23 protein-coding genes are annotated in these 21,242 nt (G+C 71.0%); 11 read left to right on the top strand and 12 right to left on the bottom strand.

Going from position 1 to position 21,242, the window contains the following annotated elements; translation table 11 throughout:
- Positions 1–6 precede the first annotated feature (6 nt).
- Positions 7–525 (bottom strand): winged helix-turn-helix transcriptional regulator, encoded by a 519-nt coding sequence (locus AB0H84_RS34290; RefSeq protein ID WP_357613650.1) that lies wholly within the window; start codon positions 523–525, stop codon positions 7–9.
- Between the two features lie 55 nt (positions 526–580).
- Here AB0H84_RS34290 and AB0H84_RS34285 point away from each other — a divergent pair, with 55 nt between their 5' ends.
- Together AB0H84_RS34285 and AB0H84_RS34280 are read left to right on the top strand one after the other, a co-directional pair.
- The gene (locus AB0H84_RS34285) at positions 581–1,939 is read left to right on the top strand and encodes an MFS transporter (protein WP_357613647.1); all 1,359 of its coding nucleotides are present in this window, start codon (positions 581–583) and stop codon (positions 1,937–1,939) included.
- A 78-nt stretch (positions 1,940–2,017) separates the two neighbouring features.
- The gene (locus AB0H84_RS34280; protein ID WP_357613644.1) at positions 2,018–2,455 is read left to right on the top strand and encodes a CBS domain-containing protein; all 438 of its coding nucleotides are present in this window, start codon (positions 2,018–2,020) and stop codon (positions 2,453–2,455) included.
- A 135-nt stretch (positions 2,456–2,590) separates the two neighbouring features.
- Here AB0H84_RS34280 and AB0H84_RS34275 read toward each other — a convergent pair whose 3' ends face one another.
- From AB0H84_RS34275 to AB0H84_RS34265, 3 genes are read right to left on the bottom strand one after another with little or no spacing between them, the layout of a single operon-like run.
- The gene (locus tag AB0H84_RS34275; protein ID WP_357613641.1) at positions 2,591–3,436 is read right to left on the bottom strand and encodes a geranyl diphosphate 2-C-methyltransferase; all 846 of its coding nucleotides are present in this window, start codon (positions 3,434–3,436) and stop codon (positions 2,591–2,593) included.
- A 17-nt stretch (positions 3,437–3,453) separates the two neighbouring features.
- Entirely contained in the window at positions 3,454–4,620 is a 1,167-nt protein-coding gene (locus AB0H84_RS34270; RefSeq protein WP_357613638.1) for a family 2 encapsulin nanocompartment cargo protein terpene cyclase, read from the bottom strand.
- Positions 4,621–4,635: 15 nt separating this feature from the next.
- Complete coding sequence (locus AB0H84_RS34265; RefSeq protein ID WP_357613635.1) at positions 4,636–6,021, bottom strand: family 2B encapsulin nanocompartment shell protein; 1,386 nt, start codon at positions 6,019–6,021, stop codon at positions 4,636–4,638.
- A gap of 180 nt (positions 6,022–6,201) precedes the next feature.
- Here AB0H84_RS34265 and AB0H84_RS34260 point away from each other — a divergent pair, with 180 nt between their 5' ends.
- The 4 genes from AB0H84_RS34260 to AB0H84_RS34245 all read left to right on the top strand — a co-directional run bounded on the left by AB0H84_RS34260 (position 6,202) and on the right by AB0H84_RS34245 (position 9,440).
- Positions 6,202–7,530, top strand: coding sequence for an amidase (locus tag AB0H84_RS34260; RefSeq protein ID WP_357613634.1), 1,329 nt, complete (start codon positions 6,202–6,204; stop codon positions 7,528–7,530).
- An 88-nt stretch (positions 7,531–7,618) separates the two neighbouring features.
- Positions 7,619–8,068 carry a hypothetical protein gene (locus AB0H84_RS34255; protein ID WP_357613632.1) on the top strand — a complete coding sequence of 150 codons (450 nt, stop codon included), beginning with the start codon at positions 7,619–7,621 and terminating at the stop codon, positions 8,066–8,068.
- 10 nt (positions 8,069–8,078) lie between these two features.
- The gene (locus tag AB0H84_RS34250) at positions 8,079–8,675 is read left to right on the top strand and encodes a cell wall protein (RefSeq protein ID WP_357613629.1); all 597 of its coding nucleotides are present in this window, start codon (positions 8,079–8,081) and stop codon (positions 8,673–8,675) included.
- A gap of 9 nt (positions 8,676–8,684) precedes the next feature.
- Entirely contained in the window at positions 8,685–9,440 is a 756-nt protein-coding gene (locus AB0H84_RS34245) for a MauE/DoxX family redox-associated membrane protein (protein ID WP_357613626.1), read from the top strand.
- A gap of 12 nt (positions 9,441–9,452) precedes the next feature.
- On the opposite strand, the gene AB0H84_RS34240 is transcribed toward AB0H84_RS34245, so the two are convergent.
- From AB0H84_RS34240 to AB0H84_RS34205, 8 genes are read right to left on the bottom strand one after another with little or no spacing between them, the layout of a single operon-like run.
- Positions 9,453–10,073, bottom strand: a complete 621-nt coding sequence (locus tag AB0H84_RS34240; protein WP_357613624.1) for a VOC family protein — start codon at positions 10,071–10,073, stop codon at positions 9,453–9,455.
- Positions 10,070–10,645 carry an alkylhydroperoxidase domain protein gene (locus AB0H84_RS34235; protein WP_357613621.1) on the bottom strand — a complete coding sequence of 192 codons (576 nt, stop codon included), beginning with the start codon at positions 10,643–10,645 and terminating at the stop codon, positions 10,070–10,072. Before AB0H84_RS34235 ends, AB0H84_RS34240 begins: the two co-directional genes overlap by 4 nt.
- Positions 10,642–11,232 carry a CMD domain protein gene (locus tag AB0H84_RS34230; RefSeq protein WP_357613618.1) on the bottom strand — a complete coding sequence of 197 codons (591 nt, stop codon included), beginning with the start codon at positions 11,230–11,232 and terminating at the stop codon, positions 10,642–10,644. Before AB0H84_RS34230 ends, AB0H84_RS34235 begins: the two co-directional genes overlap by 4 nt.
- Positions 11,229–12,221 carry a putative FMN-dependent luciferase-like monooxygenase gene (locus AB0H84_RS34225; RefSeq protein WP_357613615.1) on the bottom strand — a complete coding sequence of 331 codons (993 nt, stop codon included), beginning with the start codon at positions 12,219–12,221 and terminating at the stop codon, positions 11,229–11,231. Before AB0H84_RS34225 ends, AB0H84_RS34230 begins: the two co-directional genes overlap by 4 nt.
- Positions 12,218–13,756, bottom strand: a complete 1,539-nt coding sequence (locus tag AB0H84_RS34220) for an ABC transporter ATP-binding protein (RefSeq protein WP_357613612.1) — start codon at positions 13,754–13,756, stop codon at positions 12,218–12,220. Before AB0H84_RS34220 ends, AB0H84_RS34225 begins: the two co-directional genes overlap by 4 nt.
- Positions 13,753–14,544: an ABC transporter permease gene (locus tag AB0H84_RS34215; RefSeq protein ID WP_357613609.1), complete on the bottom strand. Its 792-nt coding sequence runs from the start codon at positions 14,542–14,544 to the stop codon at positions 13,753–13,755. The genes AB0H84_RS34220 and AB0H84_RS34215 overlap by 4 nt, the downstream gene beginning before the upstream one ends.
- Entirely contained in the window at positions 14,541–15,473 is a 933-nt protein-coding gene (locus AB0H84_RS34210) for an ABC transporter permease (RefSeq protein WP_357613607.1), read from the bottom strand. The genes AB0H84_RS34215 and AB0H84_RS34210 overlap by 4 nt, the downstream gene beginning before the upstream one ends.
- Positions 15,470–17,101: a TIGR04028 family ABC transporter substrate-binding protein gene (locus AB0H84_RS34205; protein ID WP_357613604.1), complete on the bottom strand. Its 1,632-nt coding sequence runs from the start codon at positions 17,099–17,101 to the stop codon at positions 15,470–15,472. Before AB0H84_RS34205 ends, AB0H84_RS34210 begins: the two co-directional genes overlap by 4 nt.
- Before the next feature lie 153 nt (positions 17,102–17,254).
- Here AB0H84_RS34205 and AB0H84_RS34200 point away from each other — a divergent pair, with 153 nt between their 5' ends.
- Genes AB0H84_RS34200 through AB0H84_RS34180 form a run of 5 tightly spaced genes read left to right on the top strand, consistent with a single transcriptional unit; the run spans position 17,255 to position 21,241 of the window.
- Positions 17,255–18,262, top strand: a complete 1,008-nt coding sequence (locus AB0H84_RS34200; protein WP_357613602.1) for a sulfate ABC transporter substrate-binding protein — start codon at positions 17,255–17,257, stop codon at positions 18,260–18,262.
- A 7-nt stretch (positions 18,263–18,269) separates the two neighbouring features.
- Positions 18,270–19,088: a sulfate ABC transporter permease subunit CysT gene (cysT, locus tag AB0H84_RS34195; protein ID WP_357613599.1), complete on the top strand. Its 819-nt coding sequence runs from the start codon at positions 18,270–18,272 to the stop codon at positions 19,086–19,088.
- A complete protein-coding gene (locus AB0H84_RS34190) occupies positions 19,081–19,863 on the top strand; it encodes a sulfate ABC transporter permease subunit (protein ID WP_357613597.1) in 783 nt (260 codons plus the stop codon). The genes cysT and AB0H84_RS34190 overlap by 8 nt, the downstream gene beginning before the upstream one ends.
- Before the next feature lie 5 nt (positions 19,864–19,868).
- Complete coding sequence (locus tag AB0H84_RS34185; protein WP_357613594.1) at positions 19,869–20,840, top strand: sulfate ABC transporter ATP-binding protein; 972 nt, start codon at positions 19,869–19,871, stop codon at positions 20,838–20,840.
- Positions 20,840–21,241: an Rrf2 family transcriptional regulator gene (locus AB0H84_RS34180; RefSeq protein WP_357613592.1), complete on the top strand. Its 402-nt coding sequence runs from the start codon at positions 20,840–20,842 to the stop codon at positions 21,239–21,241. The genes AB0H84_RS34185 and AB0H84_RS34180 overlap by 1 nt, the downstream gene beginning before the upstream one ends.
- Position 21,242 lies beyond the last annotated feature (1 nt).

Here is a 21,242-nt window from a genome sequence, read left to right as displayed (position 1 = left end):
TGCCGGTCAGGGAACGGGCTCCAGCATCCGGTGGGGGGACTCGAGGGCGCGGCTGACCGGGTCATTCCTGTTGCGCTCCAGGCCGGGGCCGGGGTGCACCTCCACCTCGTCCAGCGGGACGTGGCGGCCGCAGGCCGGGCAGTGCGACCGGGGGTCGAGCCGGCTGCCGCATGTCGCGTGGTGGAACAGCCGGCGCGGTCCGCGCTCGGACAGGTGCCGCTCGCCCCACTGCGCCAGAGTCAGCACGGAGATCCAGAGCTCGCGGCCCGCGGGCGTCAGGACGTACTCGTCGCGTGGCGGGGTGTCCTGGTAGCGGCGCCTGGCGAGGACGCCGGCCTCGACGAGGGCGGTGAGCCGCTGGGAGAGCACCGCGCGGGGAATGTCGAGGTGGGCGAGGAAGTCGCCGAAGCGGCGCACGCCGTACATGGCATCGCGGACCACCAGGAGCGTCCACCGTTCGCCGATCACTTCCAGGGCCCTGGCCAACGAGCAGTCCTGGCCGTCGTAGTTCTTGCCGAGCGCCATGAGGCCCATCTTAGTTCATTCACTGAACCGTGCTACCGTGCGCGACATGAGTTCAATGACCGAACCGACTGTGCAGCGGCACGCGACGCTCGCGGTGGCGTCGTCGGCGCCGCTCCTCGTGCTGACGAACTACACCGTGCCGATGGTGACGCTGCCGCAGACGGCCGCGTCGCTGGGCGCGGGGGCGACCGGGCCGGTGTGGATCCTGGGGGCGATCGCGCTGGGGTTGTCGTCGCTCTTGCTGGTCTCCGGCGGGCTGGCCGACGACCACGGGCGCAGGCGGGTGCTGGTGGCGGGCACGGCGGTGCTGGCCGGTGCCAGCGTGGTGGCCGCGGTGAGCACGTCAGTGCCGGTGTTCGTGCTGGCCAGGCTGGTGCAGGGCGGGGCGAGCGCGGCGATGCTGGCCGCGAGCCTGGGCATCGTGGGCCATGCCTACCCCGGAGGGACGGAACGGGTGCGGGCCAGCGGGCGGTACGGGGCGATGATGGGGCTCGGCACGGCGCTCGGGCCGCTGGTCTCCGGGGCGCTGGCGACGATGATGAGCTGGCGGGCGGTGTACTGGCTGCTGGCGGCCTGCGCGCTGGCGCTGGCCGTGGTGTCCGCCCGGGTGCTGGAGGAGTCGCGATCGGCGCTGCCGCGCCGGTTCGACGTGCCGGGCGTGGTGCTGCTCACCCTCGGCGTGGCCGCGCTGGTCGCGGGGGTGACGGAAGGGCGGGTCGGGTGGTCGCGGCCGGTCGTGCTGGGGGCTTTCGCGGTCGCGGTGGTGCTGGTGGGCGCGTTCGTCGCGGTGGAGCGGCGGCGGGCGGATCCGCTGATCGACCTGGAGCTGTTCCGGCGGCCGGCGTTCCTGGTGGCGACGGGCGGGGCGCTGGTCGTGGGGGCGGCGGTGGTCGGGCTGCTCAGTTACCTGCCCAGCGTGCTGCAGGCCGCGCACGGGCTGACGCCGCTGGACTCGGCGCTGCTGTTCTGCGTCTGGTCGGGGCTGTCGTTCGTGGCGTCGTTGCTGACCAGGCACGTACCGCTGGCCACGGCCGCGCGCCTGGCGCTCGGTCTGGGGCTGAGCGCGGCCGGGTTCGCCGGGCTGCTGGGCGTGGGCGGCTCGCTGCACCTGCCGCTGGTCGTCGCCGGGCTGGCGGTGAGCGGGGCCGGATCCGGGCTGATCAACTCCTCGATCACGCAGCTGGCGATCGACAGCGTGCCCGCCCACCGGGTGAGCATGGGCTCCGGGGCCAACAACACCGCCCGTTACGTCGGTTCCTCGCTGGGAGCCGCCGCCATGGCGGCCCTCATCGGCGCCTTCGGCTGGGGTCCGGGGACGGGGATCATGGTGGCGGCCTGCATCGTGCTCATGGGCGTCACGGCGGTCGCGGCCCTGGTCATGCCCGGTCGTCCTGGCGATCGAACAAGGCACTGACCCCGCTCGTGCAATCTCCTGCAGAAGGGGTAGGGCCTTCATTGAAGATTCCATGCGACCGTCTCCGAGGAGGTAGCAATGGACGACAGATCGGGAGTCGGCAAGACCGTACAGGACGTGATGCACCACGGAGCGGAATGCATCGGCGAGCACGACAGCCTGCGCAGAGCCGCGCAGATGATGCGTGACCTGTCAGTCGGCGCGTTGCCGATCTGCGGGGAGGACGACCGGCTCAAGGGGATCATCACCGACCGCGACATCGTGGTCATGTGCTGCGCCGAGGGCAAGGACCTCGACCGGACCACGGCGAGCGAGCTCGCCAAGGGGCTGGTGTGGGTGGAAGCCCACAGCAGCGTCGAAGAGGCGCTGCAGAAGATGGAGCAGCACCAGATCAAGCGGCTGCCTGTGATCGACAACCACCGGATCGTCGGCATGGTCAGCGAGGCCGACCTGGCGAAGGAGTTGCCGGACAACAAGCTCGCGGAGTTCGTCCACCGGATCTACGCGCCCTCGTGAGGCGACGCGTCCGGACCGATCACGCGAATGGGGCCCCGACCGGGGCCCCATTCGCCGTGTAACGGCAGCTGGCCGGCTACCCCGGCAAGAGCATGCGTGACCTGACCCCGCCGGGGTCAGGTCACGCGGGGGAGGTCAGATCCGGTCGGCGGCGATCAGGAGGTACTGGAAGCTGCCGTCCCGGTACGCCTCGAGAAAGGCCTCCTCGATCCCCGTCGCCAGGTGGGTCTTGGCGCGCAGCTCCCAGTACGGGATGGTCGCGGCGGTGAGGTCGATGACGTTGATGGGGACGAGGCGGTTGGCGGCCATTTCCTTGAAATAGGTGCTGCGCGGATGGATGTCGCAGATGTAGTGGGCGTTGATCTGGCTGACAGCGCGGGACGGCAGGCCGTAGGCGTCGTTGTAGCACCCGGTGATGCACACGTACCGGCCGCCGCGGCTCAGGAGGCGGGCGTGCTCGGCGAAGAGCAACGAGAGCTCGACGTACATCGTGCTCTCGTTGTTCCAGATCGCTTGGAACGTTCCCGTCTCGAATCCGGTGTCGAGCATGTTGCGGAAATGGAAGCGCACCTTGTCGTCGACGCCGCGCCGCGCGGCCTGCTCGTTGGCGAAGGTCACCTGGGACTCGGAAATGGAGACGCCGTCGACGTGGCAGCCGTACCTGAGGTTGACCAGGAGGCTGGAGCCGCCGCGGCCCGAGCCGGCGTCCAGCACCCGGTGCTCCGGCCGCAGGGCGCCGAGGTGGCTGATGAGGGTGTCGGCCTGCGCGTGCTCGAGCCGGTGGAGCTCCTCGATGACACGTTTCTCGCGGGTCTCCGCCGGGCCTTCCAGGACCGACCAGTTCACCTCTCCGATGCCGTAATGGTGGTGGTAAATGCCGTCGACCTCGCCCAGGCGCAGGTTGACCGGATTCTGCTCGGAGTTCCAATAGTCGGCGACCGAGTGCTGGTAGTAGGTGCTGAGGACGGGGGTGGCCGTCATCGGCGGGGCTCCTCTCTCTATGACTGATAGCGGCTGCTGGTGCTGTGCCATTCGAGACAGCCGGCCATCCACGCCTGCGCCCCGCGCAGGAAGCGCTTCAGCTCGACGGACGGGACGGTGGCGAGTCGCTGCTGGCTGGCCTCGAAGCCTCGGACGAAGTCGTTGTGCATGGCGACGGCGCGCTCGGTCGCCTCCCGGGTGGAGCAGCCCTCTTCCGCGGCGATGAGCAGGATCACGTTGGAGTCGGGGAGCTCGTCGGCCGCCTCCCTGTCGACGGAGTGCAGGTCGTTGACGAGCACGCTGGCGGTGCCGGCCTGCATGAGCGCGGTGTGGAACCTGCTGTCGAAGAAGAGGTTGGCGGGCAGCTCGTACTCCCCCACGATGTCGATGAGCGTCATGGACGTGTAGAAGCTGTCGTGCTGCCGGGCCGCGAGATAGCGCCACACGGGCGGCGGGGTCTCCAGGTAGCGCCAGGCCGCGTAGGCGGCCCAGCTCACGTACATCTGGGACGTGATGTTGCAGACCCGCCCCACCTGCGAGGGCGTGGCGTGGCGGCGTACGTGGCCGGCCGCCGATCGCAGCGAGACCAGCACGGGGTCGGCCCGGATCGCCTCCTCGAGCTCGCGGGTGTAGTCGCCCGCCGGTGGGGGCGGGTCCATGGCCGACGTCACGAGGGCGAGCCGCGGCGGGAGCTCGGTCGGCGTCGCGCCGAGCTCGGTCTCGTCCGCGTAGTAGTCGTCGGCGGCCCACCAGGCGGCGTTCATCTGGGCCGCGACCAGCAGCAGGTCGGGGTCGTCGGCGTCGGGATGGGTGAGCGTGGCCAGCCGCCCGTACCCCGTCGCGCGGAACTCCTCCATCCGCCCCTCGTGGAGGCCGACCCCCTCCGCCCAGGCCGCCAGCCGCCGGTCCACCTCGTCGGCGAGCTCCTGGTCGTCCCTGACGGTCTCCGGGCAGTAGAGCGGCGGGTACGACCCGTCGCCCCACTGCCGTTCCCGGTACGGCAGCGGGGCGAGACTGTGCCGGTAGAGGGCGCCGCGAAGCGCCTGCGCCGGGTCCACCGGGGCGGGCCTGGGAGGCTCGTGCCCGTCGCCTTCGGGGGGCCGTGGCACGGGATGGCGGTCCACCGGCGGGAGGCGCAGTGCGGAGGTGCCCAGGCCGGTGGGGCCTGCTGCGATGTCGGGCATGTCGCCGCCCCCTTCCTAGACGCGCGGGGCCGCGATGTCGACGTTCTCGAGGATGCCGATCGCGTCGGGCACCAGGATCGCCGCCGAATAGTAGGCGCTGACCAGGTACGACATCACGGCGTGCTGGTCGATGCCCATGAACCGGACGTTCAGCCCCGGCTCGTGCTCCTCCGGGAGGCCGGTCTGGTAGAGGCCGACAACTCCCTGGTCCTCTTCCCCCGTGCGCATGGCCAGGATGGAGGTGGTGTGGTGTTCGGAGATCGGGATCTTGCCGCAGGGGAAGATCGGGACCCCGCGCCAGGCCGGGACCTCGTGGCCGTCCACGTCGGTGCTGCCGGGCACCAGCCCGCGCTTGTTGCACTCCCTGAAGAACGCGGCGATCGCCTTGGGGTGGGCCAGCAGCAACCGGGTCTTGCGGCGCATGCTGATCAGGTCGTCCAGGTCGTCCGGGGTCGGAGGGCCGGACCAGGTGCTGATCCGCTGGCCGTACTCGGCGTTGTGCAGCAGGCCGAACTCGCGGTTGTTGAGCAGCTCCCACTCCTCGCGCTCGCGGATCTCGTGGACGGTCAGGCGCAGCTGCTGCTCGAGCTGGCTCATGGGGTCGTTGTAGAGGTCGGCCACCCGGGTGTGGACGCGCAGGACGGTCTGCGTGACGCTCAGCTCGTACTCGCGGGGATGGAGGTCGTAGTCCACGAACGTGCCGTCGATGACGGGCTCGCCGACGTGCCCGGACGCGATCGCGACGGCCGCCTCGCCGCGGCGGTTGACCGGCCTGCGCGTCTCCTCCAGATACCTCTCGACGTGCTCCCTCAGAGCGGGTGACCCGTCGTACAACCGCTGGAACTCCTGCCACGGCGACACCAGGATCGTGCCGGCGGTGGCGGCCTTGACGGTGCACGACCAGCGCGGGCTCTCCTGCGCGAGTGCCTCGTCGCCGAGGTGCTCACCGTCGGTGACGACGCCGAGGAGCAGCGTGTCGCCGTACGCGCCGGTGGCCAGCCGGTCGAGCCGGCCGTGGGCGATGACGTACGTCTCGGTGACGGGGGCGCCGGCCTCGGCGATCACATCGCCTGCCTGGAACTCCCGCGGCGCGAACGTGGCGGCGATCGCCCGCAGCATCTCGAGGTCGCCGAAGCCGCGCAGCGGGGGCAGCTCAGAGAGCGTCTCGGGGATGATCCGCACGTCGTCCGCGCCGTTCTGCACCACGCTCACCCGGCCGCGCCCGACCCGGTGCGTCAGCCTGCGGTTGACCCGGTACGTCCCGCCGCGCACGTCGACCCACGGCAGCCTGCGCAGCAGCCAGCGGGAGGTGATGGCCTGCATCTGCGGGCGGGTCTTGGTGGTGGTGGCCAGGTTGCGCGCTGCCCGAGTGTCCAGGCTCAACCGGGGCTCCGTAGACATGTTCCCTCGCAATCGCTCGCCTGTGGCTGCTGGTGCACCACTGAACGTAATCAGCCGGGCTCATTACGTAGAGTTGCCAGAGAGTCACCTACCGCTTACCTCGGTGCGATAGTGATCTAGCGGCGGGCGCGGGGCAGGCGTCGACTCATACTGCCTGCCAACGGGGGTATGGGACCGGCGATGTCCTCCGGCCAACGCGGCTACTTCGCCGGTCGTACGATCTCCGAGCTCGCGCAGGACCTGCGCGAGGGGCGTACCACGTCGGCGGCGCTCACCAGGCACGCACTCGAGGCCGTCGCGGCGCTCGACCCGGCGCTCAACGCGTTCGTCACCGTGGACGCGGAGGGCGCGACGGCCGCGGCGAACCACGCCGACTGCGAGCTGGCGCGCGGCATGGACCGGGGCCCGCTGCACGGCCTGCCCGCCGGGGTGAAGGACGTCATCATGGTGGCGGGCCTGCCCGCGACCATGGGCTCGCGGCACTTCGCCGGGTACGTCCCCGACACCGACGCCGCCTGCGTGGCCCTCCTGCGACAGGCCGGGGCCGTCATCGTCGGCAAGACCAACACGCACGAGTTCGGGTACGGCCCGACCGGCGACCGCTCGGCCGCCGGGCCGTGCCTCAACCCGTGGGACACCTCCCGCATGGCGGGCGGATCAAGCAGCGGCAGCGCGGCCGCCGTGGCGGCGGGCATGGTCCCGCTCGCCCTCGGCACCGACACCGGCGGCTCCACCCGCATCCCCGCGGCGCTGTGCGGGATCGCCGGCTTCAAGCCCGCGTACGGGGCCATCCCGGCGGACGGCGTCTTCCCCTTGGCGCGCTCCCTGGACCACGTCGGCCTGCTCGCGGGCGACGCGCAGGGCTGCCTCATCGCCTACCGCGCCCTCGCCCCAGACGCCGTCGCCGGCACGGGCGTGCCACGGGCCGGCTGGCTGGATCCGGCGGACCTCTTCCCCTGCGACCCGGAGGTGATCCGTACGGCGCGCCAGGCGCTGGAGGCCGGGACCGGCCCGCTGGACGAGCTCCGGCTGTCGCGGAAAGAGGCCGGCGACCTGCACGAGACGTTCACCGCCATGCAGAGCGGCGAGGTGGCGGCCGTGCACGCGGAGCGCATGGCGGAGGCGCCCGCCCTGTTCGACGGCGAGGTGCTCGAACGCCTGCGTACCGCCGCCACGGTGCCGGGCTGGCGGTACGTGCGCGCCCTGGAGGCCAGGCCCCGGCTGGCCGAAACGGTCGGCGCGCTGTTCGAGCGCCATGACGTCCTCGCGATGCCGACCGTGCCCATCACCGCCCCGCCCATCGGCCGCAGGGAGATCGAAGTGGGCGGCACGCTCGTCGCCGTGCGGGACGCGCTGCTCTCCCTGACCAGCCCGTGGAGCCTGCTGGGCCTGCCCGCTCTGAGCGTCCCCGCGGGAACGGTGGACGGCCTGCCGATCGGCGTCCAGCTCATCTGCCGCTCAGGGAACGAGCACCTGCTCTTCCAAACGGCCGCCAAAAATGGGCATTGACGAAAAATCCTTACATGGTACTCATAGATCAAGTCGGAAAGCTTCAGGACCCTCCATATGGTCCAGAGCTCACCCAAGGAGGACGCGCATGGCGCGCACCCAGCCCCCCGACACGCCCATCGACTTATACGCCGCGGTGCAAGGAGAGGTCTCCTGGTTCTGCTGCGGCACCGCCTGGGGACCATGCAGCAGCACAGGCAAGGGCGCCTGCGGCACCTGCAACTCCGGAAGCATGCAGCACGCCTGGCCCAACACCTCCGACGCCTGCTGGGCCATCACCCATCCCGACAGCTGCGGCTTCAACCTCTCCCGCCGGACCTGCGGTTTCCAGCACCGCACCACCAACCTGTGCAGCGGCGTCAGCGTCGTCACCGCCATCGCCGACTGCGGCCCGCAGACCGACCTGTTCTGCGGCGAGCGCAGCTGCTGCGGCTCGACCTGCGCCACCGACCGGATCATCGACCTCACTCCCGCGGCGTACAGCAAGATCGCCAGCCTCTCCACCGGCCTGCGGCCCTGCTCGATCGACGCGGCGTGAGGGGGCCACGATGACCAGCAGAAGAGACATGCTCAGGTCCGCCCTGCTCGGCGGCGGTGCCACGGTCGTCGCCGCGACCGCGCTGGGCTCGCTCGGCCCTGAGGCGGCCTTCGCCCGCTCGGCGTCCGACGTCGAGCCGGGCGCCCCCGACCCCAACTTCGCGGAGGGCCGGATCCGTTCGATCAAGGACAACACGCTCCTCGTCCTGGGCTCGAACATGGTCTTCCACAGCATCAAGGTCGTGGACGGCACGAGCCTGTGGAAGCTAGGCCCCGTGCCGTTCGACGAGGCCAAGCCGGGAGACGGCCTCTACGCGCGTGGCGTGCGGATGCCGGACGGCGTGCTGGCCGCCGAGTCGGTGTGGCTCAACATCGTCAACATCAAGGGCCACATCAAGAACATCACCGACAAGACCCTGCACCTCGATCACAACGGGCAAGAGGTGCTCTGCCACGTCGTGGCCGGCAAGTCGGTCGCCGTCCACTCCGAATCGCCGCCCACCGCGGACCTGTCGATGCTGAGGGTGGCCCAGCACGTGCAGATCCTCGGCGCCTGGCGGCCCGACACGAACGAGGTCGACATCGCAACCGTCTTCTCCCCCCACTAGGAGCCAGCCGTGCACGGGATCGCCGCGACGCAGCCGTACGTGATCGCCCTGTTCCTCGTCTGGGCGGGCCTGATGAAGCTGTTCAGCCGAAGGATGCGGGCGCGGGCCGGGCAGACCGCACTGGCCCGCCTGGTCGGCGCGGCGCGCGCGGTCCCGGCGCTCCGGCTCGTCGGAGTGGTCGAGCTCGCGGTGGCCGCGGCCCTGCTGGCGCCGCCCCTCTCCCCATGGGAGGGTACGGCCGCCGCGCTGCTCTGCGCCGGATTCCTGGCGTATCTCACCTATTCGTACGTGGCCGCGCCCACGGCGTCGTGCGGCTGCCTGGGCGCGCACTCCCGCCCGGTCGACGTGCGCGCCTTCACCCGGGCCGGTCTCCTGCTGGCCGCGAGCCTCGTGGCGATCCCCGCCGATCCGGGCCCGCCGCTCGTGGCGCTCGGCCTGGCTGAGGCCGTGGCCCTCATGGCTCTCTCCGCCGAGCTGGACCGCTACTGGCTCACCCCGCTGCGCCGGCTCCTCGTACGGCTGCGCCGCCCGCTGGCCGTGGTGCCGTCGGAGCACGTCCCGCTGGGCACCTCGCTGCACCTGCTCTACCGCAGCCCTGCGTACTGCTCGGCGTCCGCGCAGCTCACCTCGGACGTCCAGGACACCTGGGACGAGGACGGCCTGCGGTTCGTCGTCTACGGCGCCCGCGAGCGGACGGCGGTCTTCGCCGTCCCGCTCACCGGCGACGACCCCTCGGCCGTCCTGGTCACCCTCGTCGCGTCATGAGCTGACATCCGGTCAGCGCAGGGTCACCGCGCCCAGAGGAGTGTCGAGCACCGCCTCCAGCGCCGGTTCCGGGCCCTTCGAGATCTCCAGCACGGCGTCCAGCTCGGCCAGATCGCGGTGGAGCGCCTCCGGGTCCGGGTGGACGGCGGTGAAGGAGGCCAGGCCGAGCTGCGGGAGGCCGGAGGCGGCGGGGTGGGCGGTCGTGCCCCAGTCGATGAGGAACGGCACCAGGTTGATCGAGGCCACGTCGTTCCACCTGGTCAGCCGCCACTCCAGCAGCGTCCCGGCGGGTGTCCGGCGCGACAGCGGCTGCACGTCGCCGGGGTCGTAGCCGCGCTCGCGTGCCTGTCGTACCGTCGCGTCGATGTCGCCGGGCCGCACCGCCCATCGGGCCAGCCGGGGCTCGGCGAGCGTTTCCAGGCCGAACGCGCGGGGTCGCGGACCGGCTGACTCCGGGTCCGGGCCGATGATCTCCAGGTACGCGGTCGGGCCCAGGCCGGCCAGGTAGTTGGCGGTGCCGCCGGGGTGGCGCCCGCCCGCCACCGGGGTCACCCCCGTGCGCTCCGCGAACGCGGCGACGCCCGCGAGGAGGTCCGGGACGGCGTAGACGAGGTGGTCGAGTTCTGCCGTCATGCCGCGGGCTCCTGCACCGGCTCGCCCAGGGAGAGCATGAGGCGGTTGGCCCAGTTGAAGAACGCGGCCGCGTGGATGACGTCGCTGATCGCCAGGTCGTCGAGGCCGGCCGCGCGGAGCGCCTCGACGTGGTCGGCGGTGAACTCGGCCGGGGTGGCGGCCAGGGCCACCGAGGCGTCGATGATCGCCTGCCACTCCCCGTCCTGGGGCGCGTTGACGCCCTCGTCGAGCAGCCGGTCCACGTCGTCGGCGCGCTTGGAGTAGTGGGCGGCGAAGCGGGCGTGGACCGAGGCGCAGAACACGCAGCCGTTGCGGCGTGAGGTCGCCGCCGCCGCCAGCTCGCGCTCCGCGCGCGGCAGACCGCCCTCGGCGTTGTAGAAGATGTCGTTGTCGGTCTTCGTCCTGGCCTCCAGGACCGCCGGGTCGCGGGCGAGGAGCAGGAAGTACGGCGACTTCGCCCGGGCCTTGTCGACCAGCGCCTCGTAGTGCTCGTCGGTCAGCTCGTCGGTGGCCAGCGGCGTCAGCCACGGCTCCCAGCCGAGCTGGTCTCGCGTGAACGCCAGGTGCGTCATGAGGTCGGTCCCTTCTGCAGGTGACGCAGCCCGGCCACCACGCGGATCTGGAAGGTCAGGAAGGCGACGAGCTGCGACAGCGTCACGATGCCCGTGGTGCTCCAGCCCGCCCGCGCCAGCGCGGCGAGCGACTCGGGCGCGGCCTCACGGGGCCGGAAGACGAGCAGGTGGGCGTGTTCGAACGCGGCGGCGAGCCGCGCGCCCAGCTCGCCCGGTCGCCGCGCCCGGTAACGCAGCCCCTCGTCGCTCTCCGCCGACAGCGGGCCCTCGCCCGGATAGACCCCGTACGGCCCGGTCGTGGCCCCGGCCTCGACCTCCGACTCGACGACCTCCAGCAGCCCCGGCGATAGCTCGGCCAGCCGGTCGGCGTAGAAGCCCGCGATCGCGGCATCGTGGTGCAGTCCGGCCACGAAGGCGGCCACCGCGTCCCGCTCGACGAGCGTGACCTCCTCCTCCGTGTCGGGGCTGAACAGCGCGTCGTAACTGCGCTGGGCGTGCTCGCGGGCGGCGGGCCGCCGGCCGCGCAGCCGGTCGAGGGGCGAGCCGGGCTGTATGCCCGCCAGCTGGTCGATGACATCAGTGATCATGTGGGGATCGATTCTGTGGAAGGGACCCAGCCGAGCGCGGGCGCCACCTCGGACGCCAGCAGCTCGATCGAGCGGAGGATGAGCGGGTGCGGCGGATCCACCGAGTGCACCTGGAGGACCAGGTCGGTGACCCGTTCGAGGGTCGGGTCGGCCTTGAGGCTCTCGATGACGTCCTGCGGCGTCCCCACGTGCACGTCGAACGCGGCGATGCGCCGGTCGAGGTCGCTGTCCGGCAGCTCGAACGGCAGCCGGCCACGCCCGAGCCCGAGCTCGGCGTACCGCAGCGCCTCGGCCCTGCTGTCGGCCACGAACGCGGTCCGCGAGGCCATGATCCGCGGCGTCGCGCCGGGCGGCAGGTGCTCGAGGTAGCCGTCCACGATGGGCCGCTGGATCTGGGCCAGCGTGGCCTGCGGGTCGTCGGCCGGCCTGGGCTGCGTGCGCGACAGCATGAGCCCGTGGCCGGCCTTCCCCGCGCGTACGCCGCCGCCGGCGGAGAACGTCGCCTGCCACACCGCGTCCAGCAGCCTGGGCGCGGCCGGGTAGAGCCGGTTGCCGCCGCCGAGATCGCCTCCGGACCAGGCATTGAGCAGCACCGCCAGGTGCTCGGCGTAGACGGCCGAGCGGTCAGCGCTCTCGTGCCCGAACGGCGCGAACGACGAGGGCGTCCCGCCGCTGCCCACGCCGACCTCCAGCCGCCCGCCGGTGAGCAGGTCGAGCACGGCCGTGTCCTCGGCCACCCGTACCGGCTGCTCCAGCGGGAGCGTGATGATCCCGGTGCCGAGCCGGATCCGGCTGGTCCTGGCCGCCACATGGGCGAGGAAGACCAGGGGCGCCGGCAGGCCGCCCTCCGCGCCGTCGAAGTGGTGCTGCGCGACCCAGGCCGTGTCGAACCCGTACGCCTCGGCATGCGCGATCTGCTCGGCGGCCAGCCGGTAGCGCTCGCCGGCCGGCACGTCGTCCAGCAGCCGGGTGAAGAAGCCGAGCCTCATAGCGCGGGCTCCGGGATGGCGGCCAGGAGTTCGCGGGTGTATTCGTGCCGGGGGTCGGTGAAGACCTGCCGGGTCGTGCCTGATTCCACGATGCTTCCCTTGTTCATGACGGAGACGGTGTGCGAGATCTGCCGCACCACCGCCAGGTCGTGCGAGATGAAGAGGTACGTCAGCCCGAGGTCGCGCTGGAGCTGTTCGAGCAGGTCGAGGATCTGCGCCTGTACGGTGACGTCGAGGGCGGAGACGGCCTCGTCCAGCACGACCACCTCCGGTCCGGCCGCGAGCGCGCGGGCGATGGCCACCCGCTGCCGCTGGCCGCCGGAGAGCTCCCGCGGCCTGCGGGTGAGGACGTCCTGCGGCAGCGCCACGCGTTCCAGCAGGTCGAGCACGCGGGCCCGCCGTTCGGCCCGGTCCCCCAGCCGGAAGTTGCGCAACGGCTCCTCCACGATGTCGCCGATGGACTGCCGGGGGTCGAGCGACCCGTACGGGTTCTGGTGGACGAGCTGGACGTGCCGGCGGAACGCCCGGCCCTCCCCCGCGCCGGCGATGCTCACCGTTCCCGACGTGGGCTCGGCGAACCGCACGACCATGCGGGCCGTGGTCGTCTTGCCCGAGCCGGACTCGCCCACCAGCGCGTGCGTCGTGCCCCGCGTCACCTCGAAGGAGACCCCGTCCACCGCGCGAAACCCCTTGAACTCCTTGACCAGGTCGCGCACCACGATCGCGGGCCCGGCCCCGTCGGGGGGATCGCGGAACGCGGAGGCCGACAGCGCGGGGGCGTCGTTCAGCAGGCGCTCGGTGTAGCCGGCGGCCGGGGACGCCAGCACCTGCTTCGTCGGCCCCTGCTCCTCGATCCGCCCGCCCCTCATCACGACCAGCCGGTCGGAACGTCCCGCGGCCACGGCCAGGTCGTGGGTCACCAGCAGCAGCGCGGTGCCGGACTCCGCGCGCAGGTCGTCGATGAGGTCCAGGATGCGCCGCTGCACGGTCACGTCCAGCGCGCTGGTGGGCTCGTCGGCGATGATGAGGCGGGGTTCGAGCGCGATCGCGATGGCGATGAGCACGCGCTGGCGCATGCCTCCGGACAGCTCGTGCGGATACTGGCGGGCCCGCCGCTCCGGGTCCGGCAGCCCGACGCGGGCGAGCAGGTCGACGACGCGCCTCCTGATCGCCCGGCGGTCGCCGCGCCCGTGGATGCGGAGCACCTCGGCGATCTGCGCGCCGACGGTCTTGACCGGGTCCAGCGAGCTGGACGGGTCCTGGGGGATCAGGCCGATCTGCGCGCCGCGTACCGACTCCATGCGCTTGGACGACCAGGTCGCCAGGTCGGCGCCGCCGAGCAGGATCCGGCCCGCGTCCACCGCGCCGTTGGCGGGCAGCAGCCCGATGACGGCGTGCGCCGTGGTCGACTTGCCCGACCCGGACTCGCCGACGACGGCGACGACCTCGCCGGGCTCGACCGCGAACGAGATGCCCTCGACCGCGCGTCTCCCGTCGTAGGAGACGGCCAGGTCACAGACCTCCAGCAGGCTCATTCGTGCCTCCTCAGCGAGCGGCTGACGCGGCCGGCGGCGAGCACGACCGCGACCACGACGGCGCCCGGCAGCGTGGTCAGCCACCACGACGTGGCCAGGTAGTTGCGCCCTTCCGAGATGAGCAGGCCCCACTCGGGGGTGGGCGGCTCGGCTCCGTACCCGAGGAAGCTGAGCGTCGAGATGGCCAGGATCGCCATGCCGAACTGCAGCGCCGCCAGCGCGATGACCGGGCCCAGCGAGTTGGGCAGCACGTGCCGCCAGAGCACGGCCAGGAAGCGGCCGCCGCTGCCGAACGCGGCCTCCACGTAGTCGGTGCGCCGCACGCGGACGACCTCGGAGCGCGACAGCCGGGCGAAGGCCGCGACCGAGCCGACGCCCACCGCGATGGCCACGTTCACCGTGCCGGGACCGAGCAGGATGATCACGGTCAGGGCCAGGAGCAGGCCGGGCACCGACAGCAGCACGTCCACGATCCGCATGACGGCGTCGTCCAGCACGCCGCCGGCGGAGCCGGCGAGCAGCCCGAGCAGCGTGCCGGCCACGAGCCCCACGGCGACGGCCACGAAAGCGCCCGTCAGCGAGTGCACGGAGCCGTGCACCACCCGCGCGAACAGGTCGCGTCCCACCGCGTCGGTGCCGAACAGGTGATCCGCGCTCGGCGCCTGCAGCTTCTCGGCCGGCACGCCCGCGATCGGGTCGTAGCCGGTGAACAGGCCCGGAGCCACCGCCCAGAGCACGACCAGCGCTATCGGGAACCACGCGAGCACCAGCCCGCCCCACCGGGTCACGCGGTGGCCTTCAGTCGCGGGTCGAGCACCGGGAACAGCACGTCCACCGCCAGGTTGACCAGCACGAACACGGCCGTCGCGAGCACCACCACGGCCAGCATCACCGGCGTGTCCTGCGCGTTGACGGCCTGCTCGGTCAGCCGCCCGATGCCGTTGCGCCCGAAGACCGTCTCCGTCACGACCGACCCGGCGATCAGCTCGCCGAACGTCAGCCCCGCCACGGTCAGCGTCGGCAGCACGGCGTTGCGGGCCACGTGCCGCCACAGGATCCACCACCGCGAGGCGCCCTTGGCCGCCACCACGGGCACGAACGGCTGCGTGGCGACCTGGTCCATGCTCCGCGCCAGCACCTGGGCGATCGGCGCCGAGATGGGCACCGCCAGCGTGAGCACCGGCAGGACGAGCTGCTGCACCGGGCCTCCGCCGATGACCGGGACCAGCTTGAGCCGGAACGAGAACACCTGGATGAGCAGGATGCCGAGCCAGAACGCCGGGACCGAGACGAAGATCGACGGCACCGACAGCAGCGCGTTCCTGAGCCAGGAGGTCCTGCTGTAGCCGGCCGCGAACGCGATCAGCACGGCGATCAGCACCGCCAGCGCGAACGCGGCCGAGGCCAGCTTCGCCGTCTCCGGCAGCGCCTCCCCCAGCCGCTCGACGACCGGCGTGCCGGTGTCGATCGAGTAGCCGAAGGAGCCGCGCAGGAAGCCGAGCAGGGTGTTCAGGTAGTCGAGGAGCGGCGGCTCGCCCGCGCCGTAGTACGCCCGGATCTCGGCGATCTGCTGCGGTGACAGGCCGAGCTCGGGGTTCTGGAACTTGATCAGGATCGAGTCGCCGGGCAGCAGTTGCAGCAGCACGTAGCCGGCCGTGAAGGCGATCCAGAGGACCAGCGCCGCCTGGCCGGCCCGGGCGAGCAGGTACCTGGTCACTGCTCCGACTTCCACACCGGGTAGAACCACGGCCGGGCGACCGCCTCGAAGGCCACTCCCTGGACGTACGGCGCACCGCCGTACACCTGCGGCTCCTCGAAGAGCGGGATCGCGTAGCCCTGGTCGACGACGTACCGCTGGATCTCGGCGACCTTGGCGTTGCGCCTGGCGACGTCGGGCTCGGCCGACTCCTCCTCCAGCAGCTTGTCCAGCTTGGTGTCGTCGGAGAGGATGACGTCGCGGTTCTTGCTGTGGAAGTGGCTCTTGATCACGTCCTGGTCGGCGCGGCCGACCATGCCGTGCTGGATGGCGGTCTTCTCGGCGTTCTTGATGTCCACGGCCTGGGTGCCCGCGTCGGCCGGGCGGATCTCCAGCTTCACGCCGAGCTTGGCCCACTGCTGGCCGACCAGCTCGAGCGTCTGCTTCGACAGCGGCTGCGGGCCGGAGACGAACACGCCGAGCTGCAGCGGCCTGCCGTCCTTGACGCGGACGCCGTCGGCGCCCTTGGTCCAGCCGGCCTCGTCCAGGAGCCGGTCGGCCTTGTCGGGGTCGTACGCGAGGTCCTTGGACAGGTCCGTGTAGCCCTGCGCGAGATGGCTGAGCACCGAGGTGGCCTGCGGGTAGCTGCCGGTGAAGAGGGTGTCGACGACCTCCTTGGCGTTCGTGCCCGCCTGGAGCGCCTTGCGGACCTTGACGTCCTTCAGGATGCTGTTGCGCGGGCGCAGGTAGAGGCCGTTGTTGACGCCTCTCGTCGGCTCGGCGTAGAGCTGGAAGCCCGCGTCCTTGACGGTCTTCTCGTCGTACGCCTGGACGTACCGGACGAAGTCGGCCTGGCCGGAGGTGAGCGCGCCGACGCGCACGTTGTCCTCGGGCGTGACGATGATCTTGATTTCGTCCAGGTACGCCCGGCCCTGGTGCTTGGAGGAGGGCGGTGCCCAGTTGTAGTCCTTGCGCGCGACCAGGTCCACCTCCTTGTCGACGACCTGGTTCTTGAGGGTGAAGGGGCCGGAGCCGATGACGTTCTTGAGCTGGCACTGCTGCTCGTACGGCAGCGAGATCGTCTTCTTGGAGACCAGGCCCGCCCCGATGACGGAGGTGCCCTGGAGGAAGCCGGGGGACGGCTTGTCGAAGTGGAAGCGCACGGTCAGCGGGTCGACGACCTCGCTGCGCTCGTAGTTGTTGACGAACTCGGCGACCGGGAGCTTGAGCTTCTCGTCGCCCAGGCCGTACACGTCGAAGTTGGCCGCCACGGCGGCGGCGTCGAGCGGGGTGCCGTCGCTGAACGTCACGCCGTCGCGCAGGTGGAACGTGTACTCGGTGGCGTCCTTGTCGATCTCCCACTTGGTGGCGATCCACGGCTCGATCTCGAGCGTCTTCGGGTTCTGCCAGGTGAGCTTGTCGGTGATCTGGTTGAGGATGCCGCCGTTCGGATAGAAGCCGGCCGCCGGCAGGTAGAGGCAGGTCGGAGGCTGGTGCTCGAGGTAGGTGAGCGTGCCGCCGTAGACCGGCTGGCCGCCGCCCTTGGCCGCCTGGGCAGCTCCGCCACCGCCACAGGCGCCGAGAAGCCCCACGACGGCGAGCATCGCGATGCTCGCCACGGCTGTGGTGCGCGGTCTGGAGGATGACATGGATCTGCCCTTCATGTACGAGGCTGGGTGACTCTAAAGCCACTATAACCTACCTACAAAGAAGGGAATACTCCGGGTCATGGCCTTGCCAAGGGAACCCCATCGGCCTAATATCCAAATGTCGACTTGTTAAGTAGGAAAATAGGAGAATCGGTGAACGTGCGCAGGCTCATGGCGACGGCTACGGTCATGGCGTCGATCGCCACTCTCGCCGCGTGCGGGGGCGGCGGGTCCGACGGCGGGTCGGGCGGTCAGGTACAGCTGTCGCTGGTGGCGTACTCGACGCCACAGGCGGCCTACGAGAAGATCATCCAGGCCTTCCAGGCCACGCCGGAGGGCAAGAACGTCACCTTCACCAAGTCCTTCGGGGCGTCGGGCGACCAGAGCCGGGCCGTGGAGGCCGGCCTGAAGGCCGACATCGTCGCGTTCTCCCTCGAGCCGGACATGACCCGCCTGGTCAAGAAGGGCCTGGTCGCCGAGGACTGGAGCACCGGCGAGCACAAGGGCATGATCACCGATTCGGTCGTGGTCATCGCCACCCGCAAGGGCAATCCGAAGAACCTCAAGACGTGGGACGACCTGATCAAGCCGGGCGTCGAGGTCATCACCCCCAACCCGTTCACCTCGGGCGGCGCCCGCTGGAACGTCATGGCCGGTTACGGCGCCAAGTCGAACAAGGGCGCCGACAAGCAGGCCGGCGTCGGCTACCTCAACTCCCTGTTCGCCAAGGTCCCGGTGCAGGACGACAGCGCCCGCAAGTCGCTGCAGACCTTCTCCAGCGGCAAGGGCGACGCCATCCTCGCCTACGAGAACGAGGCGATCTTCGCCCAGCAGAACAACCAGCCGCTGGACTACACGGTCCCGGACTCCACGATCCTGATCGAGAACCCGGTCGCGGTGACCAAGAACTCGGCGCACCCGAACGAGGCCAAGGCGTTCCTGAAGTTCCTCTACACCACGGAAGCTCAGAAGATCTTCGCTGACAACGGCTACCGGCCGGTGGTCAAGGGCGTGCAGGGCGTCTCCTTCCCGGCTCCGCCCGCCCTGTTCACCATCGCCGACCTCGGCGGCTGGTCGAAGGTGACCACCGAGTTCTTCGACCCCAAGGGCAGCGTCATGGCCGACGTCGAGCGCAAGCTCGGGGTCTCGATCGAGAAGTAGGGACCACGTGTCCACACAGACTGTCGTCTCCAGGGGAGCGCTCAGCCAGAAGCGGGGCACCGCTCTCGGGCTGGGCGCGGCCGTCCTGTACCTGAGCCTGATCGTGCTGATCCCCCTGGCCGCCGTGGTGCTGCGCTCGCAGGAGCGGGGGCTCGCCTACTTCTGGGAGGCGGTCACCACGCCGGACGCCTGGGCGGCGCTCTCGCTGACGATCGGCGCCTCGGCGGTGGTGGCGGTGATCAACCTGTTCATGGGCACGGTCATCGCCTGGGTGCTGGTGCGGGATCGCTTCCCCGGCAAGGCCGTGGTCGACACGCTCATCGACCTGCCGTTCGCACTGCCCACGATCGTGGCCGGGCTGGTGCTGCTGGCGCTGTACGGCCCGAAGAGCCCGCTCGGCGTCGACGTGGCCTACAGCCGCGCCGGCGTGGTGCTGGCCCTGCTCTTCGTCACGCTCCCGTTCGTGGTGCGCACGGTCCAGCCGGTTCTGCTGGAGCTCGACAGAGACATGGAGCAGGCCGCGGCCTCGCTCGGCGCGAGCACGGCGCAGATCTTCCGCCGCGTCATCCTGCCCAACCTGGTGCCGGCCATGCTGTCGGGCACCGCGCTGGCGTTCTCCCGATCCATGGCCGAGATCGGCTCCGTCGTGCTGATCTCGGGGAACCTCCCGTTCAAGACCCAGGTGGCCTCGGTGCAAATCTTCGGACAGATCGAAACCGACAACCCGGTCGGCGCGGCGGCGGTCTCCACGGTCCTGCTCGTCGTCGCCCTGGTGACGCTGGTCCTGCTGGACCTGCTGCAGCGGTGGGGCAGTCGCCGTGGCTAAATACGGACTGCGCGCGCTCGCCCTCCTCTACCTGCTCTTCCTGCTCGTGCTGCCGGTCGTGCTCATCGGCTGGCGCACCTTCGAGAACGGCCTCGGCCCGGTGCTGGAGGCGCTCACCACGCCCCAGGCCCAGTCGGCCTTCCGCGTCACCCTGATCGTCGCGTTCTGGGCCGTGCTGGCCAACACCGTCTTCGGGGTCGGCACGGCGATTCTCCTGGTACGGCATGACTTCCCCGGCAAGCGGCTGCTGAGCGCGCTCATCGACCTGCCCATGGCCGTCTCCCCTGTCGTGGTGGGCCTGGCGCTGATCCTCGTCTACGGCCGCTTCGCCCCCGTGGGCGGATGGCTGGAGAACCTCGGCGTCCAGGTCATCTTCTCCATCCCCGGAATGGTCATGGCCGCCGTCTTCATCTCCCTGCCGCTGGTCATCCGGGAGGTGATCCCCGTACTGGAGGAGCTCGGGGACGAGCAGGAGCAGGCGGCCCGCACGCTCGGCGCCGGCCCCTGGCAGACCTTCCGCCGCATCACCATCCCCGGGATCCGCTGGGCCCTCGCCTACGGCGTCGTGCTCTGCCTGGCCCGGGCGCTGGGCGAGTACGGCGCGGTCGCCGTCGTCTCCGGCCGCCTGGTCGAGAAGACCCAGACACTGACCCTGTTCGTGGAGGAACGCTTCCAGAACTTCGACGAAGCCTCCGCCTTCGCCTCCGCGACCGCGCTCGCGCTGGTGGCGGTCGTCACGCTCCTGCTCACCAAGATCCTGCGCCCGAAGGGCTGAACCTCATGGCCATCCAAGTAAGCGGCGTCAACAAGGCGTTCGGGGGAACGCCGGTGCTGAGCGACGTCTCCATCGACGTGGCCGCCGGATCCCTGACCGCGCTGCTCGGCCCCAGCGGCGGCGGCAAGTCGACGCTGCTGCGCGTCATCGCCGGACTGGAGTCCCCCGACACGGGCACCGTGCTGATCTCCGGTGTGGACGCCACCAGGCTGTCACCCCAGCGCCGCAACGTCGGCTTCGTCTTCCAGCACTACGCGGCGTTCAAGCACATGAGCGTGTTCAAGAACGTCGCCTTCGGCCTGGAGATCCGCAAACGTCCCAAGGACGAGATCCGCAAGCGCGTGATGGAGCTGCTGGAGCTGGTCCACCTGGAGAACTTCGCCGACCGCTTCCCGGCCCAGCTCTCCGGCGGACAGCGCCAGCGCATGGCCCTGGCCCGCGCGCTGGCGGTCGAGCCGCAGGTCCTGCTGCTCGACGAGCCCTTCGGCGCCCTGGACGCCCAGGTACGCAAGGAACTGCGGACGTGGCTGCGCCGCCTGCACGACGAGGTGCACGTCACCACCGTCTTCGTCACCCACGACCAGGAGGAGGCGATCGAGGTCGCCGACACCATCGTCGTGCTGGCCGACGGTCAGGTGAAGCAGATCGGCAGCCCCACGGAGGTCTACGACAACCCGGCCGATCCGTTCGTGATGCGCTTCCTCGGCCCGGTCACCGAGCTGGACGGCCACCTCGTCCGCCCGCACGACATCGAGATCGGCACCGCCCCGGAGAACGGCAGCGTCCCCGCCACGGTCACCCGGGTCGTCCGCCTCGGCTTCGAGGTGCGCGTGGAGCTGCTCATCGACGGCCAGGAGGCCTGGGCCCAGGTCACCCGGAGCACCGTCGAACGCCTGGATCTGCGTCCGGACCAGGTCATCCACGTGTGGCCCAGCCCGGCCGCCCGCTCCCTGGCCCTGAGCACGACCACGGCCTGATGCGGATCTCTGCCCGCACTCACTACGCCCTGCGCGCCGCCGTGGCCCTCGCGGCGGCGCCACCCGGCCCGGTGCCCGCCGACAAGATCGCCTCCAGCCAGGACATCCCGCGCCGGTTCTGCGACAACATCCTGCTGCAGCTGCGCCGGGCCGGGCTCGTGCGCAGCCAGCGGGGACCTGACGGGGGCTACTGGCTGGCCCGGCCGGCCGAGGAGATCACCCTCGCCGACGTCATCCGCGTGACGGAGGGTATCGAGGAGGAGATCGAGCGCTTCCCCGGCGTGGCCGGCCCGCTCACCGACATCTGGACGGCGATGCGCGAGCACGAGCATGCCCTGCTGACCGAGGTCACGCTCGCCGACGTCGTCACCACGGCGGCCAAGGATCCCGCCGCCGGTTAGC

Source organism: Nonomuraea sp. NPDC050786, from assembly GCF_040654115.1.
In the GTDB taxonomy this organism is placed as follows: domain Bacteria; phylum Actinomycetota; class Actinomycetes; order Streptosporangiales; family Streptosporangiaceae; genus Nonomuraea.
The sequence above is the reverse complement of the archived record's forward strand: the minus strand, read 5'-3'. Positions and strand labels throughout refer to the sequence as shown.